This is a genomic window from Ferrovibrio sp., from assembly GCF_965278975.1.
Taxonomy (GTDB): domain Bacteria; phylum Pseudomonadota; class Alphaproteobacteria; order Ferrovibrionales; family Ferrovibrionaceae; genus Ferrovibrio.
In genome coordinates this window covers 4231414-4247394 of the sequence record NZ_OZ257126.1, presented here as the reverse complement: position 1 = coordinate 4247394, position 15981 = coordinate 4231414, and the positions used below count along the sequence as shown (strand labels likewise).

13 protein-coding genes and 1 pseudogene are annotated in these 15981 nt (G+C 64.5%); 11 read left to right on the top strand and 3 right to left on the bottom strand.

Going from position 1 to position 15981, the window contains the following annotated elements:
* Positions 1 to 12 precede the first annotated feature (12 nt).
* From ACQY7X_RS20440 to ACQY7X_RS20425, 4 genes are all read left to right on the top strand, one after another.
* Positions 13 to 795, top strand: coding sequence for an SDR family oxidoreductase (locus tag ACQY7X_RS20440; RefSeq protein ID WP_428247314.1), 783 nt, complete (start codon positions 13 to 15; stop codon positions 793 to 795).
* 12 nt (positions 796 to 807) lie between these two features.
* The gene (locus tag ACQY7X_RS20435; RefSeq protein WP_428247312.1) at positions 808 to 2355 is read left to right on the top strand and encodes an acyl-CoA carboxylase subunit beta; all 1548 of its coding nucleotides are present in this window, start codon (positions 808 to 810) and stop codon (positions 2353 to 2355) included.
* Positions 2356 to 2497: 142 nt separating this feature from the next.
* Positions 2498 to 3067 (top strand): TetR/AcrR family transcriptional regulator, encoded by a 570-nt coding sequence (locus ACQY7X_RS20430; protein ID WP_428247311.1) that lies wholly within the window; start codon positions 2498 to 2500, stop codon positions 3065 to 3067.
* Positions 3064 to 3483, top strand: a complete 420-nt coding sequence (locus ACQY7X_RS20425) for a PaaI family thioesterase (RefSeq protein ID WP_428247310.1) — start codon at positions 3064 to 3066, stop codon at positions 3481 to 3483. Before ACQY7X_RS20430 ends, ACQY7X_RS20425 begins: the two co-directional genes overlap by 4 nt.
* Here ACQY7X_RS20425 and ACQY7X_RS20420 read toward each other — a convergent pair.
* Positions 3480 to 4910 carry an SLC13 family permease gene (locus tag ACQY7X_RS20420; protein ID WP_428247308.1) on the bottom strand — a complete coding sequence of 477 codons (1431 nt, stop codon included), beginning with the start codon at positions 4908 to 4910 and terminating at the stop codon, positions 3480 to 3482. The genes ACQY7X_RS20425 and ACQY7X_RS20420 overlap by 4 nt on opposite strands.
* A 146-nt stretch (positions 4911 to 5056) precedes the next feature.
* On the opposite strand from ACQY7X_RS20420, the gene ACQY7X_RS20415 reads away from it, so the two are divergent.
* From ACQY7X_RS20415 to ACQY7X_RS20390, 6 genes and pseudogenes are all read left to right on the top strand, one after another.
* Positions 5057 to 6346 (top strand): GTP cyclohydrolase II, encoded by a 1290-nt coding sequence (locus ACQY7X_RS20415; protein ID WP_428247307.1) that lies wholly within the window; start codon positions 5057 to 5059, stop codon positions 6344 to 6346.
* Positions 6339 to 7559: a URC4/urg3 family protein gene (locus tag ACQY7X_RS20410; RefSeq protein ID WP_428247306.1), complete on the top strand. Its 1221-nt coding sequence runs from the start codon at positions 6339 to 6341 to the stop codon at positions 7557 to 7559. Before ACQY7X_RS20415 ends, ACQY7X_RS20410 begins: the two co-directional genes overlap by 8 nt.
* A 12-nt stretch (positions 7560 to 7571) precedes the next feature.
* Complete coding sequence (gene upp / locus ACQY7X_RS20405; RefSeq protein ID WP_428247305.1) at positions 7572 to 8201, top strand: uracil phosphoribosyltransferase; 630 nt, start codon at positions 7572 to 7574, stop codon at positions 8199 to 8201.
* Between the two features lie 128 nt (positions 8202 to 8329).
* Positions 8330 to 8956, top strand: coding sequence for a FecR domain-containing protein (locus ACQY7X_RS20400; RefSeq protein WP_428247303.1), 627 nt, complete (start codon positions 8330 to 8332; stop codon positions 8954 to 8956).
* 468 nt (positions 8957 to 9424) lie between these two features.
* A complete protein-coding gene (locus tag ACQY7X_RS20395) occupies positions 9425 to 10555 on the top strand; it encodes a type III PLP-dependent enzyme (protein ID WP_428250083.1) in 1131 nt (376 codons plus the stop codon).
* A gap of 385 nt (positions 10556 to 10940) precedes the next feature.
* Positions 10941 to 12494: pseudogene (locus tag ACQY7X_RS20390) on the top strand (PAS domain-containing sensor histidine kinase); the annotation flags it as partial.
* A 96-nt stretch (positions 12495 to 12590) separates the two neighbouring features.
* On the opposite strand, the gene ACQY7X_RS20385 reads toward ACQY7X_RS20390, so the two are convergent.
* Both ACQY7X_RS20385 and ACQY7X_RS20380 read right to left on the bottom strand, forming a co-directional pair.
* Positions 12591 to 13574 carry an NADPH:quinone oxidoreductase family protein gene (locus ACQY7X_RS20385; RefSeq protein WP_428247302.1) on the bottom strand — a complete coding sequence of 328 codons (984 nt, stop codon included), beginning with the start codon at positions 13572 to 13574 and terminating at the stop codon, positions 12591 to 12593.
* A gap of 19 nt (positions 13575 to 13593) precedes the next feature.
* A complete protein-coding gene (locus ACQY7X_RS20380) occupies positions 13594 to 14757 on the bottom strand; it encodes an MFS transporter (RefSeq protein ID WP_428247300.1) in 1164 nt (387 codons plus the stop codon).
* 123 nt (positions 14758 to 14880) lie between these two features.
* Here ACQY7X_RS20380 and mtnA point away from each other — a divergent pair, with 123 nt between their 5' ends.
* Entirely contained in the window at positions 14881 to 15978 is a 1098-nt protein-coding gene (gene mtnA, locus ACQY7X_RS20375) for an S-methyl-5-thioribose-1-phosphate isomerase (protein WP_428247299.1), read from the top strand.
* Positions 15979 to 15981 lie beyond the last annotated feature (3 nt).

Sequence of the window (15981 nt, the reverse complement as noted above, 5' to 3'; positions counted from 1 at the left end):
TGGGAGGAAGACATGGATCTCGGTATCAAAGGCCGCAACGCATTGGTTTGCGCCTCCAGCAAGGGCCTCGGGCTCGGCTGCGCGGAGGCGCTGGCCAAGGAAGGCGTCAATATCACCATGACGGCACGCGGCAAGGACGTGCTGGAAGCTGCTGCCGCCCATGTGCGCTCGGTCGCTCCCGGTGTCACGGTGAAGACTGTGGCCGGCGATATCGCGACGGTGCAGGGCCGCGCCGATGCGCTCGGCACCGCCGGTCCGATTGATATCCTGGTGAACAATGCCGGTGGCCCGCCGCCCGGTGATTTCCGCGACTGGGACCGCGATGCCTGGATCAAGGCGCTGGATGCCAACATGCTGGCGCCGATCGAACTGATCAAGGCGACACTGGATGGCATGATCGCGCGCAAATGGGGCCGCGTGGTCAACATCACCTCGTCTTCGGTCAAGGCGCCGATTGCCATTCTCGGCCTGTCCAACGGCGCGCGTTCCGGTCTTACCGGCTTTGTTGCCGGCCTGGCGCGCCAAGTGGCGCCGCATGGCGTCACCATCAACGGCCTGCTGCCCGGCCGCTATCTCACGGATCGCCTCAAAGGCACCATCGCGGCTCAGAGCAAGAAGAGCGGCGCCGAGCTTGAAGCAGAGTTTGCCCGCCAGGCGGCGACCATTCCCGCCGGTCGTTTCGGTACGGAGCGGGAATTCGGCGAAGTCTGCGCCTTCATGTGTTCTGAACGCGCTGCCTATCTCACCGGCCAGAATATCCTGCTCGATGGCGGCAATTATCCGGGCACCTACTGAGGCGAGGCGGGCATGAGCTGGGAAGCGGAAATCGAGGAACTGCGCCGGCGCGAGGAATTCGCCCGGCAGATGGGCGGGCCGGACAAGATCAAGCGCCAGCATGATGGCGGCAAGCTGACGGTACGCGAGCGCATCACGCAGTTGCTCGATTCCGGCAGTTTCCACGAGATCGGGGCTATCGCCGGTCGTGCCCGCTATGGCGATAACGGTGAACTGCTTGATCTGAGCCCGACCAACTTCGTGTTCGGGCGCGGCAAGCTGGATGGCCGGCCCGTGGTGGTAGGCGGCGATGATTTCACCGTGCGCGGTGGCGCCGCCGATGCCGCGATCTGGCAGAAGCAGGTGATGAGCGAGCAGATGGCGCGTGAGTTGCGCATCCCCATCGTGCGGCTGGTGGATGGCACCGGCGGCGGCGGTTCGGTGCGCTCGCTGGAAACCGAGGGGCGCACCTATGTGCCGGCCAATCCGGGCTGGGATCATGTGGTGGCCAATCTCGGCATCGTGCCGGTGGTGTCGCTGGCACTCGGCTCGGTCGCCGGCCTTGGCGCCGCGCGCACCGTCAGCAGCCATTTCTCGGTGATGGTGGAGGGTATCTCGCAGATGTTCATTGCCGGTCCGCCGGTGGTGGCGCGCGCCGGTGAGACGCTGACCAAGGAGGAATTGGGTGGCGTCGATATCCATACCCGCTCCGGTGCCATCGATCTGGCGGTGAGCAGCGAGGCGGAAGCCTTTGCTGCCGCGAAACGCTTCCTGTCCTACCTGCCCAGTTCAGTGCATGAACTGCCGCCGCGTGGGCCGCTGATCGATCCGCCGGACCGCCGCGAGGAGAAGCTGATCTCGGTCATCCCGCGTGATCGCCGCCGCGTCTACAAGATGCGCGAGATCATCGACATGCTGGTGGATACCGGCAGCTTCTTCGAGATGGGCAAGATGTATGGCCGCTCGGCCATCACCGGCCTGGCGCGCCTGGATGGCTGGCCGGTCGCCATTCTCGCCAGCGACCCCTACCATTATGGCGGTGGCTGGACGGCTGATACCTCGATCAAGGTCGAGCGTTTCGTCGATCTGGCCGAGTCTTTCCATCTGCCGGTGGTGCATCTGGTGGATATTCCGGGTTTCGTTATCGGCCTCGATTCCGAAAAGGCCGGTACCATCCGCCATGGCGCGCGCGCCATGGCCGCCGTGTATCAGGCCAGCGTGCCATGGTGCTCGATCCTGGTGCGCAAGGCGTTCGGCGTTGCCGGCGCCGCCAATGCCAATGCGGCGCGGCTGCATTACCGCTATGCCTGGCCGTCGGGCGACTGGGGCAGCCTGCCGCTGGAAGGCGGCATCGAGGCAGCCTACCGCGCCGATCTCGAAGCTGCCGCCGATCCGGTGGCGCTGAAAGCGGATATCGAGGAGCGGCTCAACCGCGTGCGTTCGCCATTCCGCACCGCCGAGAGTTTCTGGGTCGAGGAAATCATCGATCCGCGCGACACAAGGCCTTTGCTCTGCGAATTCGCCAACCTTGCGGCGCCGTTGCGGCAGGCCGGACCGGCGGCTTTGCCGTATCGTCCCTGACGATATTTTTCCGGTCGTCATGCGCGGACTTGATCCGCGCATCTTGCGCATGGAAACAGGAAGATGCCCGGGTCAAGCCCGGGCATGACGATAAGAGGAATTTACCCTTGTCATAAATAGACCAGTCTGTATAATTTTGGTCATGGCAAAACGTACGCAATCGAGCCGTGATCGCTTCGTCGAAATGGCGGCGAAGCTGTTTTCGCGCCATGGCTATGCGGCAGTGGGGCTTAACCGCATCATCGAGAAAAGCGGTGCGCCGAAAGGTTCGCTGTATCACCATTTCCCGGACGGCAAGGAGCAGTTGGCCGCTGAAGCCGTGGCCTGGGCGGCGGAAAGCTTCACCGACACATTGCGCGAGGAAATCGACATCGCCCCCAGCGTGGCGGTGGCGATCCGCCGCACGGCTGATCGCGTTGCCGGCTGGCTAGAGAAATCGGCGTTCCGCGATGGCTCGCCGCTTACCATCGTGGCGGTGGAGACCGGCGCCTTCAACGCGGCTCTGCGCGAAGCCTGCCGCCAGGGCTATGCGCAATGGGCTGCCATTCTCAGCGCGGCCCTGCTGGCGGAAGGGCGCAGCGAGCAGCGTGCCGAGGCACGCGCCGAACTCATTCTTGCCGCCTTCGAAGGCGCGATGATTCTCTGCCGCGTGCAGGCTTCCGGCGAACCGCTGCGCGGTATCGGCCGGCAATTGGAGGAAATCCTGCAATGACTGATATCGCCAAGCTGCCGCCCTCGCGCGAATTGCTTGAAGCCGCGATGAAAACCAGCCCGTTCACCACCTGGATCGGCACCGAATTGCTGCATTTCGAGCCGGGGCAGGTCGAGATCGCCGCCAATCTGCGCCGTGAGATGACACAGCATCATGGTTTCGCCCATGGCGCCGTGGTCGGCTACATGGCGGACACGGTCTGCGCCTGGGCGGCGGCCTCCGTCGCCGGCGATGTGGTGACCAGCGAATACAAACTCAACCTGCTGGCTCCGGCGGTGGGGCAGCGCCTCTATGCCACCGGCACGGTGATCAAGGCCGGCAAGGCACAGGTTGTCACCCGTGCCGATGTGTATGCCGAACACCAGGGCACAAAGAAGATCGTTGCCACCGCGCTTGCCACCATCGTTCGCGTCTAGAGCCAGCCGAGCAGGCGCCACCACAGCAGGTCCAGCGGCAGCAGTACCAATGTGCTGATGGCGAACAGCCACAGGCAGAGCTTGGTGGCGGCGGCCATCGGCACACGGCCAAGCTGCGTTGAGAGCAGCAAAGGCGGCGACTGGTAAGGCACCAGGATATTGGAGAAGCCGAGCACCTGGCTCATCAGCACGCTGGCCAGCGGCAGGCCGGTGGCACGCGCCAGTTCCTCGGCCATCGGTGTCATGATGGTCGGCACGCCGGCGAGGGTCGTCACGACGCCGATGGCACTGGAAACGGTTGCCAGCATGCCGACATTCCAGAACGGTGTATCCTGCGAGAAATGCGCCACCCGCTCGAAGCCGTGCACCAGCAGCGGCCCAAGGCCAGAACCAGCGACGATGGCGCCCAGCCCCATCACGCCGGCGAGGAAGAACAGCGATGCGAAGCCGATCTCCTCGTTGAAAACCCGCTTCGAGGTCAGCCCCAGACTTGGCAGCAGGCAGACCAGGGCCGCGCCCAGGCTGACCCAGGCCGGCGAGACATGATGCAGCGCGTCTGTGATCCACAGGATCAGGCTGAGGCCAAGGATGACACTCAAACGCCATTGCGGCGCCGTCATCGGTCCCAGCGCGGCGCTGTCGTCGTCCTTGGTTACTTCCGCGTCACGGTCCGGGAACAGCCACAGGATCAGCACCACCATCACGGCGGATTTCAGCAGTCCCAGTATCGGGAAATGCAGCAGCAGATACTGGCCGTAGGTGGTCGTGTAACCGTAAAGCGTTTCCGCACTGCCGGCCAGGATCGTGTTCGGGATGTTGGAGGGCAGGATGGAGAAGGTGGGCACATGGCTGCCGAAGCAGGCAGCCAGCAGCATGCCGATGCGGCCCGGACGGCCTTCCGCGTAGCCCATGCGGTCGGCCAGCGCCATGGTGATCGGCACCAGCAGCACGGCGCGGCCCATCGAGGAAGGCATCAGGAAGCCCAGCAACAGGCCAACCAGGGCGATGCCGAGCACGATATTGCGGTAGCGCATTCCAAGGGCGCGCGCCATCAGCAGCGCGATGCGCTGGCCCAGGCCGGTGAAGCGGATGGCGGCACCGATCACCAGGCCGCCCAGCACCAGCCAGAAAGTGGTGGAATGGAAGCCGGAAAAGATCACGGCCGGCGGCGCCACATGCAGCAGCACGGCGAACAGGAAGAAGGCCAGCGTGGTCCAGTATTCCGGCAGGGCGCCGCTGGCCCACAGGCCGATGCCGAACACGCCCAGCGCGGCGGTCAGCGCCATCTCCTGCGGGATATGCTGTTTGGTCAGGAACCAGGTCAGCAGCGCGGCGACAACGACACCCAGCGCGGTCCAGAGTTTATGGGCGGGAATAGCTTCCGCGCCGCCGGGCGGCTTGGCCGCAGCGCCGGGCATAGACGACATGAGTACAAGTCCTTGTTCTGCTTTTTTTGACACTTCGGCGCGGGGCGGAACCGGGAGATGAAATAGTACTCTAGGCGCCATGGTCTAGGGGCGCCATGCTTGGTTGGGCGCCTTGGCGATCCGGCGATCCGGCGTTAGGATGGGGGATGAAGACCGAGACCGACCTGCCGGCGAAGAAGCCGGCAATCAAGCCCATCGTTCTCACCTCGCATCCCGGCGGCAGCGGCCCGAAACCCCTGCCTATCGACTGGGGGGCTGCTGATCCCCTGCGCCGTGGCCCGATCATCGCCACCGTGCATGCCGGCGAGGGCGCCAGCATCGCCGCCAAGAACGCCATCGGCACCCATTCCGGCGCCTATGCGCTCTACCGCGCACTTGCCATCGCCGCCGGGCAGCTCAAGGCCGATCACAAGCCGGACCTCACCAACACCGCGCCGGCCGAAGCCATCGGACCGTTCCCGCAATGGGCCGATGCGGCGAAGATCGTGTCGATGGATCCCTTCGGCCACATGGTCAGCGAAGCCTATGCCGACCTGATCCGGCTTGGCGCCGATATCCGGCCCAGCATCGCGGTGACCAAGGCGCACATCAACATGCCGGAATTGCTGGACGCCATGCGCGCCGGCCGGCTCAAGGCCGATGGCGAGGTGCTGGCGGCGAATGGCGACGTGCGCGTCACCAAGATCGCCATCGAGCCGGTCTGGTGGCTGCCGGGCGTGGCGGCACGGTTCAAGATCAGCGAGACCGATCTGCGCCGCAATCTGTTCGAGCAGACCGCCGGCATGTTCCCGGAATTGGTGACGCGGCCCGATCTCAAGGTTTTCCTGCCGCCCATCGGCGGCATGACGGTGTATCTGTTCGGCGATATCCACAAGCTGGGCAAGCCGGAAACCCGCATCGCCTGCCGCATCCATGATGAATGCAACGGCTCCGATGTATTCGGCTCCGACATCTGTACATGCAGGCCCTACCTCGCCCATGGAATAGAAGTCTGCATCGAGATGGCGCAGCAGGGCGGCGTCGGCGTCATTGTCTATAACCGCAAGGAGGGCAGGGCGCTGGGCGAGGTGACCAAGTTCCTGGTCTACAATGCCCGCAAGCGCCAGGAGGGTGGCGACCGTGCCGAGGCCTATTTCGAGCGCACCGAATGCGTTGCCGGCGTGCAGGACATGCGCTTCCAGGAATTGATGCCCGATGTGCTGCACTGGCTCGGCATTGCCCGTGTCGACAAGCTGGTGTCGATGAGCAATCTCAAGTTCCAGCCGCTGGTGGATAGCGGCATCCAGGTGGTGGAGCGTATCCCGATCCCGGATGATCTGATTCCCGCCGATGCGCGGGTGGAGATGGATGCCAAGAAGGCGGCGGGCTATTTCACCGACAAGGTGCCCGATGCCGCCGAACTGAAGCAGAGCAAAGGCCGCCGGCTGGATGAGTGAGCTGCTTGACTGGCTGCTCAGCCCGGTTGCGATCCGTGCCCGCGCCGAGCAGCTCTACGCCCATGTTGCTGCCGGCAAGTCGGCGTATTTCACGCTCGAAGCCGGCCGGCTGGAACAGGCTGCGGATTATGTCGCCGAGGTGATCCGCGCGAATTATCCCAGCCTGAAGATTCCTTATCATGCGCGCTGGCGGCATTTCGGCGACCGCTGGGACAAGCTGGCGCCGCGTTTCCAGGGCATCCAGTCCGATGAACTGGCGCGCATCCGTTTCGATCTCGCGGTGGTGTCGGTGCTGCTCGATGCCGGCGCCGGCGCGGCATGGAAATATGTCGAACCGGGCAGCGAGCAGGTGCTGGCGCGCTCCGAAGGTCTGGCAGTGGCCAGCCTGCATGCCTTCCAGAAGGGTGTGTTCTCGCGTCTGCCGGAAGCCTTGCCCTGCCGTGCCGATGCCGAGGGGCTGGAGCGCATCACCACGGAAGATATCGCCCAGGCTTTCCAGGTGACGGCGGATAATCCGCTCGATGGCCTGGAAGGGCGCACCAAATTGCTGCGCGATCTTGGCGCTGCTTTGCGCAAGAGTCCGGGTTATTTCGGCCATGCCGATGACGTGCCGCGCATTGGTTTCCTGTTCGATCACCTGAAAGCCCAGGCCAGGGAAGGCGTGTTGCCGGCGGATGCCATTCTGAAGGCATTGCTGCGCGGCCTCGGCCCGGTCTGGCCTGGCCGGATCGATTTCGAGGGCGTCAATCTCGGCGATTGCTGGCGCCATCCGGCAGCACTCGCGCATGATGCCAGCGATGGCCTAGTGCCGTTCCACAAGCTGTCGCAATGGCTGGCCTATTCACTGGTTGAGCCGCTGGAAGAAGCGGGTATCCGGGTTGTCGATCTGGATGCGCTTACCGGCCTGCCGGAATACCGCAATGGTGGCTTGTTCCTTGATCTCGGCGTTTTGCGCCTGAAGGATTCGGCCCTGGCCGCAGAGCGTCTGCCGCCGGCCCATGAGGCGGTGGTGGAATGGCGCGCGCTGACAGTGGCGCTGCTAGACCGCATCGCCGAGCCGTTGCGCCGCCGGCTTGGCAAGACCCAGGCTGAATTGCCGCTGGCCAGCCTGCTGGAAGGTGGCACCTGGGCAGCGGGGCGTCGTATCGCCGCCGAGCGCCGGCCGGGCGGTCCGCCGCCGCTCAACATCATCAGCGACGGCACGGTTTTCTAGGGAGAGTTTGCAATGTCGAACGTGCATGTGATCGATCATCCGCTGGTGCAGCACAAGCTGACGCTGCTGCGCCGCAAGGAAGTATCGACCGCCGAGTTCCGTGGTCTGGTGCGTGAGGTCAGCCTGCTGATGGCCTATGAGGTGCTGCGCGATCTGCCCACCGAGCTGGTTACCATCGAGACGCCGCTGGAGCAGATGCAGGCGCCGCTGCTGCTCGGCAAGAAGCTCTGCTTCGTTTCCATCCTGCGCGCCGGCAACGGCATCCTGGATGGCATGCTTGATTTGGTGCCCTCGGCGCGTGTTGGTCATGTCGGGCTTTACCGTGATCCAGCCACGCTGGTGCCGGTGGAGTATTACCTCAAGCTGCCCGACGATGTGAGCCAGCGCCTTGTCGTGGTGGTGGACCCGATGCTCGCCACCGGCCATTCCGCGGCGGCAGCCGTGTCGCGGCTGAAGCAGGCCGGCGCCACACAGATCAAGTTCGTCTGCCTGCTCACAGTGCCCGAAGGCCTGCGCGTGTTCCACGACAACCACCCGGATGTGCCGGTCTACACCGCCTCCATCGACCGCCAGCTCGACGACCATGGCTATATCCGGCCGGGCCTCGGCGATGCCGGCGACCGGCTCTACGGCACCAAGTAGCGGCAAAAGCTTCTTCACATTGGAACCGATTGTGTCGGCTGTCACAGGCCGGCCCTCGACTTGCGTCCCCACGCTCCCATTTGTCGGGCTAAGACTACGCCAACCCAGACAAAACACAGGAACGTGCCATGGCCTTCCTCTACCGCCGCCTCGTCCGCATCGGACTCACTCTTGCCGTCGCCACCGCTGCCGGCCTTGCCGCGCCGGCTTTTGCCGCCTCGCCGGATAGCCTGTCGGCTGAGCCGTTGGCGATTGCCGCCAGCCCGGTACCGCGCGTGGTGGGACATGACCAGCGCCGCAACGTATCGGTGGTACTCGGCCAGCGTCTGGCCGCCGGCCCTGGCTCCGGTATTGCCGTGAAGCTGGCCGATGGCACGAATGTAGTGATCGGTCCGAACAGCGCCCTCAGCGTCGATGAATACGCGCCCGACCGCATCGTGCTGCGCCTGGAGCGCGGCAGCTTCCACGTCGATTCCGCCAGTCCCGGCCTGGTCTATGTGGTGCTGCCGTCGGGCAGCGTCGGCATCCGTGCCGCCGCCGTGGCCGGCCGTGTCACCCCCGATGTGACCGATGTTGTGATGCTGAGCCCCGGCCGGGCCGATGTTACCGGCTTCGGTGGCCGCAGCGTGCGCCTGGATCGCCAGGGCCTCGCCACCCGGATTCAGGGCCTGGGCAGCCCGAGCAGCCCGGCCATGCTGCCGGCCGAGCGCCTGAAGGACTTCGCCGGTATCGTCTCGCAGGTCGCCTCGCGCTGAGCCGACTCGTTTTCAGGTTGCTACGCAGCGGCCTGACCTGGGGAACAGTCGTGGTTTTTAACCACGCAGGCGCCGTTTTGTGACACAGTTCGGCGCGTAATTTCTGCAGCGCTCATACTGTCGAAAAAGCCGCATGGATTGCGGCTTTTTTGCATTTCCAGGAGTGCTGTGCCGCCCCTGGGCGTGCCCCCCGGGACACAGTGAGCGAAAAAAAATTTCGCGAGGGGGCAGTTTGCTATTGCGTTGGGGGGCAAATGTTGTAAATAGCACCTCATGTGACGCACCCGCACGTGCCGATGGCCCCTGGCAGGTTATGCAACGACGAACGCGTCTCTTTTGGTGGCACAGCGCAAGCTGTGTCGGGTTCAGAGCCGGTCCGAGAGGGAGGTTTCGATGATTGCAGCCAATGGTGGCCGCGTGAAGACCCGTCTGCGAAGCACGCCCGCAAAGCGTATTGAGCAGGGGCAGATTACCCCGAAAATGCAGAAGTTCCTTGCCGAGTGCCGCGACACCGAGCCGTTCCTCGTGGTCGATGTGGACATCGTCGAGCAGAACTACATGACGCTGCGCCGTCTGCTGCCGCTGGCCAAGGTGTTCTATGCCACCAAGGCGAACCCGGCTGAGGAGATCGTGCGCCGTCTGGCCGACATGGGCTCCAGCTTCGACGTCGCCTCGATGGGTGAAATCGATCTGTGCCTGAGCCAGGGTGTCACTGCTGACCGCATTTCCTACGGCTCCACCATCAAGAAGCGCAGCGACATTGCTGCCGCCTTCGAGAAGGGCGTGCGCCTCTATGCCTTCGACTCCGAAGCCGAGCTGCTGAAGCTGGCCGACGTGGCGCCGGGCTCGCGCGTGTTCTGCCGTGTGCTGATGGAGTGCGAGGGCGCTGAATGGCCGCTGTCGCGCAAGTTTGGTTGCTCGCCGCGCATGGCTGCGGACCTGCTGGTGCAGGCGCGCCGTCTCGGCCTGGAGCCCTACGGCATCTCCTTCCATGTCGGCTCGCAGCAGACCGATCTCGGCCAGTGGGACAAGGCTGTGGCCCAGGTGGCGCAGATGTTCACCATCCTGCAGGAAGCGGATGTGGAGTTGCGCATGATCAACCTCGGTGGCGGCTTCCCGGCCCGCTACCGCTCGGACGTGCCGATGCTTGAGGCCTATGCCAAGGCGATCTCGGACGCGATGACCAAGCATTTCGGCAACAAGCTGCCGGAAATGATCATCGAGCCGGGCCGTGGTCTGGTCGGCGATGCCGGCGTGATCCAGGCCGAGGTGGTGCTGATCTCGCGCAAGGACTATGACGAGGACCGCCGCTGGGTCTATCTCGACATCGGCAAGTTCTCCGGCCTGGCCGAGACCATGGACGAGGCGATCAAGTACCGCCTGGTGACGCCGCGCGATGGCGGTGCCACCGGTCCGGTCTCGATCGCGGGTCCGACCTGCGACAGCGCCGACATCCTGTACGAGAAGGCTGATTACCAGATGCCGCTCGACCTCCAGGTCGGTGACAAGGTGCAGATCCTCTCGACCGGTGCCTACACCACCACGTACTCCTCGGTGGGCTTCAACGGCTTTCCGCCGTTGAAGAGCTACTGCATCTAAGCAGCGAATCTGAGGCGGGTAGCGCTGGGCGCAATGCCCTGGCGATACCCGCTTTTTCGCGCCGGGACCCCGGACTACCGCTTGGCGGACTCCGGGGTCCCGGCTGCGACTAAAGGCTGCATAATATAACCCCTGCTGCGCGTTTTATTCCAATTCTGCTTGCCGCAAGCGTCAAGCTGTGTGACAAATTTTGTGTGATTCTGACAGTTTGCCGGAATCAGCAGGAGAGGCTGGCTCCTCAAAAATAAAAAACGGCGGGCGGCCATGGCCCGCCCCAGGCGCAAAAGCGCCGGGCTGCGCGGAACTGGGGTGAGTGGAATGTTTCTAAAGTCGAGGATGGTTCCGTGAGGGAGCGGGTGGTTTTCCACGCCGCGAGGAATTTCCCATGAGTGCTGGCGGGGATGACGATTTCCTGCTGGCCCTGGGCGTACGCCATAGCCGCGAACAGCTTGATACGGCGCCGGTTCAGCTTCGCTCCCGCGATGACACTTCGGATCTGTTTCTTGCCGCGCTGGACGGCATCGGCGAGGCGCTGGCGGTGTGGGATGCTGGCCCACGGCTGCTGCGTTTCAATCGCCGCCTGCCGGAAATCTTCGGTCTCGGGCCAGCCGATCTGGCGCCCGGCATTTCGGCCAAGGATTTCCTGTTCCTGCTGATCGACCAGGGCGTGGTCAACCTGCGTGCCGAGGAAGCCGAAGCCTGGGTGGAAGCCTATGTCGATGCTTCCACCCGTGCTGATCGCAAGCAGGAAGTGCGGCTGGCCGATGGCACATGGCTGAGCTTCGACTGGCGCCGCCTGCCCCCTGGCCTTGGTGAGGGTGGGGGCCTTGGCGATGGCGGCTATGTCTCGGTATTCAGCGATATCACCGCGCGCAAGCGGGCGCAGCTTCGCCTGCGCCATGCCGAGGCCAAATACCGTCAGATATTCGACAACGTGCAGGAAGGCATCCTACAGGTGACGCCAGAGGGGCGTATCCTTTCGGTGAACAAGGCGGGCGCGCGGGTTTTCGGCTATGCGGCGCCGGAAGTGATGCTGCGCGAAGTCACCAATGTCGGACGCCAGCTTTATCTGCAGAGCACGCGCCAGCGCGAACTGATGGACCTGCTGGAACGCAACGGCACAGTGCAGGATTTTCGCTCGCAGATGCGGCGGCGTGACGGCAGCATCATCTGGGTAGCGAAGACTCTGCGCCGGGTGGTTGATGACCGCGGCAATACAGTGATGATCGAAGGCATGTTCCGCGACGTCTCCAGTCAGCGCCGTTCGGAAGAGGCACTGATGCAGGCCAAGGATCAGGCTGAGGCGGCGAACCGCGCCAAGAGCGATTTCCTCGCCAACATGAGCCATGAGCTGCGCACGCCGCTGAATGCCATCCTCGGTTTCTCGCAGATTCTCTCCGAGGGCATGCTGGGGCCGCTCGGCAACGCGAAATATACCGAGTATTGCCGCGACATCCTGGCTTCCGGCCGCCATCTGCTGGCCCTGATCAACGACATCCTGGACATGGCCAAGGTCGAGGCCGGCAAGATGGCGCTGGATGAGGAATGGCTTGATCTTGAAGACAGTATCGATGCCGCGCTGCTGCTGGTGCGTGAACGTGCCGCGCAAGGCAGCATCCATCTGTCCAAGACATTGCCGAAGCTGCCGCCGACTGTGTGGGGTGATACCCGCCGCCTGCGACAGGTATGGATCAATCTGTTGACCAATGCCGTGAAATTCACGCCAGCTGACGGGCGCGTGAATGTGAACGTATCAGTTGGCGAGGATGGTGCCGTCGCTATCGCGGTATCGGATACCGGCATCGGCATTGCCGCCGCCGATATCGAGCGCGTGCTGCTGCCGTTCAATCAGGTGGAGACCGCACTGAGCCGCGGCCATGAAGGCACTGGCCTTGGCCTGGCGCTGACCCGCAGTCTGGTGGAACTGCATGGCGGCCGGCTGGCCATCGACAGCGAGGTTGGTATCGGCACCACCGTTACCGTTTCGCTGCCGCCGGATCGGCGCCGTGCTGCGACCTTGCTGCCACACCAGGTTTCAGGGGATGCGGAGTATGAGTTTGCCGACAGCCTGGCGCTCGCCCAGGCGGGCGATGGCGCGGGCGGCACGGTTGAAGGGATGGACCTCGCTCACCAGCGGGCGCCCCTTGCCGCTGGCTAACCAGGCCGCGAGGCTCTGGCGTTGCAATGGCTCCAATGCGGGATTGCGGCGCAGTTGTTCGCCGGCCCGCACACCGATCAGTGAAGCACCGCGCAGCAGCAGGCGGTTGGCCGGCACGCTCGGGCGATCGCCGGAAGCGAAGCCGATCACCAGATAGCGGCCATTCGATGCCACGGTTTTCCAGGCTGCATGGAAGGCATCGCCGCCTACCGGATCGAACACCACATCGATACCCTGCTGGTCGGTGAGATTCATCACCTCCATGGCCCAGTCGGCTTTGCCGGAATCCAGCACGAAATCCGCGCCGGCCTGCCGCGCCGCGCGGCGCTTTTCCTCGGTGGAGGCAACCGCGATGACGCGCGCGCCAAGCTGATGCCCCAGCGCCACGGCGGCAAGGCCGGTGCCGCCGCCGGCCCCCAGCACCAGCAGGCGCTCGTTGCTGCGCAGATCGCCGCGTGCCACCAGGGCAGCCCAGGCAGTGCTGGCGCAGACCGGGAAGGCCGCAGCCTGCTCGTAGGTGTAGTGCGCCGGCTTTGGCAGCAGGCTGGTATCGGGCGCAACCAGCTCCTCGGCGAAGGCGCCGGTGCGGCAATGCACCAGCACCGCCTGGCCAAGTTTCCAGCCCATCACGTCGGGCGCCATTTCGACGATATCACCGGCAGCTTCGAAGCCAGGAATGAAGGGCAGGCTTGGCTTGTGCTGATATTCACCGGCCAGCATCAGCAGATCGGGGAAATTGATGCCGGCGGCACGCACCGCCACGCGCACATGGCCCGGCGGCAATGGCCCGCGCGGCCGTGTGGCGAAAGCGAGAGCCTGATCCGGCACGCCCAACTGCACGCATTCAAGAACTGTGTACACGGCACCACTCATCCGGCGTCTACCCGGCGTTTCCCTTGATCGGCCGATAGAATACCACCAGGGTCAACAGCAGCAACACGCCGCCAACAATATATGGTGCTTCAAGGCTGACGGTTTCAAACAGGTAACCACCCAGCAGCGGGCCAAGCACGCGGCCGAGTGCTGCGAAACTCTGCGCTGCCCCCATGGTGAGGCCCTGATGTTCCGGATCGGCGGCACGACTGATCAGGCTGGCGAGGCTGGGGTTGATCATCGCGAAGCTCGTGGCGGTGAACAGCACGCTCAGTGCCAGCATCGGCACATTCACGACCCACACCACCAGCAGGGTTCCGAAGCTCAATCCCAGGATGCCGATACGCAGGAGATTGTTTTCGCCGAAGCGGCGGGTCAGTGGCCCGATCATGCCGCCCTGCATCGCCAGCACGATGCAGCCGATGCAGGCGAACGCGATGCCGACTTCGAACGCGTGCCAGTCGAAGCGGGCGCGGGCGAAAAGCGGGAACAGCACCTCGATCTGAGCGAACACGAAATTGATCGCGAACTGCACCAGGATCAGCCCCAGCGCGATGCGGTTGATCTTGTCGAGATTCTTGAGCGGGTTGCGGCTGACCGGCGGCAGGGTTCCGTTACCCGCCGGCCGGGTTTCCGGCAGACGCCACAGCGCAAAGGCGAAGGCGGTGAGGGAGGCGGCGGCGGCGGCGAAGGCAGGCAGGTGGTAGTTCGGGTTGAGCGGGTCCGGCCCGGTGAGCAGTCCGCCCAGCACCGGCCCCAGGATCATGCCCAGCCCGAAGGCGGCGCCTACCATGCCCATGCCCTTGGCGCGGTTTTCCGGCCCGGTGCTGTCGGCGATGATGGCCTGGGCGATGCCGATCTTACCGGCGCCGATGCCGGCGGCGATACGGGCCAGGAAGATCGCCAGCAGGCTGTCGGCGAAGGCCAGGGCGATATAGGCGCAGCAGGAAACCATCATGCAGGCCAGGAATACCGGCCGCCGGCCAACCCGGTCGGTCAGGGCGCCGAGCAGCGGCGCGGTAAGGAACTGGGCGATGGAGAACACGGCGGCAAGCAGCGCCACGGTGGCCGGCGTGGCGCCAAAGCTGATGGCGTAGAAGGGCAGCAGCGGCAGCACGATGCCGAAGCCGATCAGATCGACCACCACCGATAGAAAAATTACGCCCAGCATGAAAAATGTCTCATTTATGACGGGTTTCCCGGCCCCGTTTGGTGGTTCGTCCGGCGATTGCTAGGGCGGGCCGAACCCGCTATTTTCCGGCCCGATTTTCCGCTTTTTCGAAAAGGGCCGGCCATGAAGGTCAACGGCGTAGCCTACCGCACGATTTGGGTCAATGACGACGGCTGGTCGGTCGGCATCATCGACCAGACCGGGCAGCCGCACCGCTTTATCACCACCAGCCTCACCACGATGGAAGAGGCGGCACATGCCATCAAGGCGATGATCGTGCGCGGCGCGCCGCTGATCGGCGCCACCGGTGCCTATGGCCTGGCGCTGGCGATGCGCCACGACCCCTCCGATGCAGCCCTGGCGCGGGCCTATGAGGTGCTGGTCGAAACCCGCCCGACCGCGATCAACCTGCGCTGGGCGCTGGACCGCGTGCGCAAGGCGCTGGAGCCGGTGGTACCGAAGGACCGTGCCACCGCCGCCTACAGGCTGGCCGCCGAAATCTGCGACGAGGATGTGGAGGTCTGCTCCAGCATCGGCAATCACGGCCTCGGCCTGATCCAGGCGATGCATGCCGAGATCGGCCGCTCGCGCCCGGTGAACATCCTCACCCATTGCAATGCCGGCTGGCTGGCCTGCGTTGACTGGGGCACGGCGCTGGCGCCGATCTACAAGGCACATGATGCCGGCATCCCGGTGCATGTCTGGGTCGATGAGACCCGGCCGCGCAACCAGGGCGCCTCGCTCACCGCCTGGGAACTGGCCAGCCATGGCGTGCCGCATACGTTGATCGTCGATAATGCCGGTGGCCACCTGATGCAGCATGGCATGGTGGATTTCTGCATCGTCGGCACCGACCGCACCACACGGCGCGGCGATGTCTGCAATAAGATCGGCACCTACCTGAAGGCGCTGGCGGCGAAGGATAATGGCGTGCCGTTCTATGTCGCGCTGCCCAGCTCCACCATCGACTGGACGATTGCCGATGGCGTGCGCGAAATCCCCATCGAGGAGCGCGCCGAGTCCGAAGTCACCGTGATGAGCGGCAAGACCGCCGGCGGCGAGATCGTGTCGGTGCGCGTTGCCCCCGATGCCACCCGCGCCGCGAATTATGGTTTCGACGTAACACCGGCCCGGCTTGTCTCCGGTCTTATCACTGAACGCGGCATCTGCCCGGCCTCCGAGGCCGGCCTGGTCTCGCTGTTCCCCGAACACGCTCTTTAAGAA

Bases quoted from the DNA above. Each gene is read 5' to 3' on its own strand.
- ACQY7X_RS20440 (WP_428247314.1), top strand. From the start codon at position 13: ATGGATCTCGGTATCAAAGGCCGCAACGCATTGGTTTGCGCCTCCAGC.
- ACQY7X_RS20435 (WP_428247312.1), top strand. From the start codon at position 808: ATGAGCTGGGAAGCGGAAATCGAGGAACTGCGCCGGCGCGAGGAATTC.
- ACQY7X_RS20430 (WP_428247311.1), top strand. From the start codon at position 2,498: ATGGCAAAACGTACGCAATCGAGCCGTGATCGCTTCGTCGAAATGGCG.
- ACQY7X_RS20425 (WP_428247310.1), top strand. From the start codon at position 3,064: ATGACTGATATCGCCAAGCTGCCGCCCTCGCGCGAATTGCTTGAAGCC.
- ACQY7X_RS20420 (WP_428247308.1), bottom strand. From the start codon at position 4,910: ATGTCGTCTATGCCCGGCGCTGCGGCCAAGCCGCCCGGCGGCGCGGAA.
- ACQY7X_RS20415 (WP_428247307.1), top strand. From the start codon at position 5,057: ATGAAGACCGAGACCGACCTGCCGGCGAAGAAGCCGGCAATCAAGCCC.
- ACQY7X_RS20410 (WP_428247306.1), top strand. From the start codon at position 6,339: ATGAGTGAGCTGCTTGACTGGCTGCTCAGCCCGGTTGCGATCCGTGCC.
- upp (WP_428247305.1), top strand. From the start codon at position 7,572: ATGTCGAACGTGCATGTGATCGATCATCCGCTGGTGCAGCACAAGCTG.
- ACQY7X_RS20400 (WP_428247303.1), top strand. From the start codon at position 8,330: ATGGCCTTCCTCTACCGCCGCCTCGTCCGCATCGGACTCACTCTTGCC.
- ACQY7X_RS20380 (WP_428247300.1), bottom strand. From the start codon at position 14,757: ATGCTGGGCGTAATTTTTCTATCGGTGGTGGTCGATCTGATCGGCTTC.
- mtnA (WP_428247299.1), top strand. From the start codon at position 14,881: ATGAAGGTCAACGGCGTAGCCTACCGCACGATTTGGGTCAATGACGAC.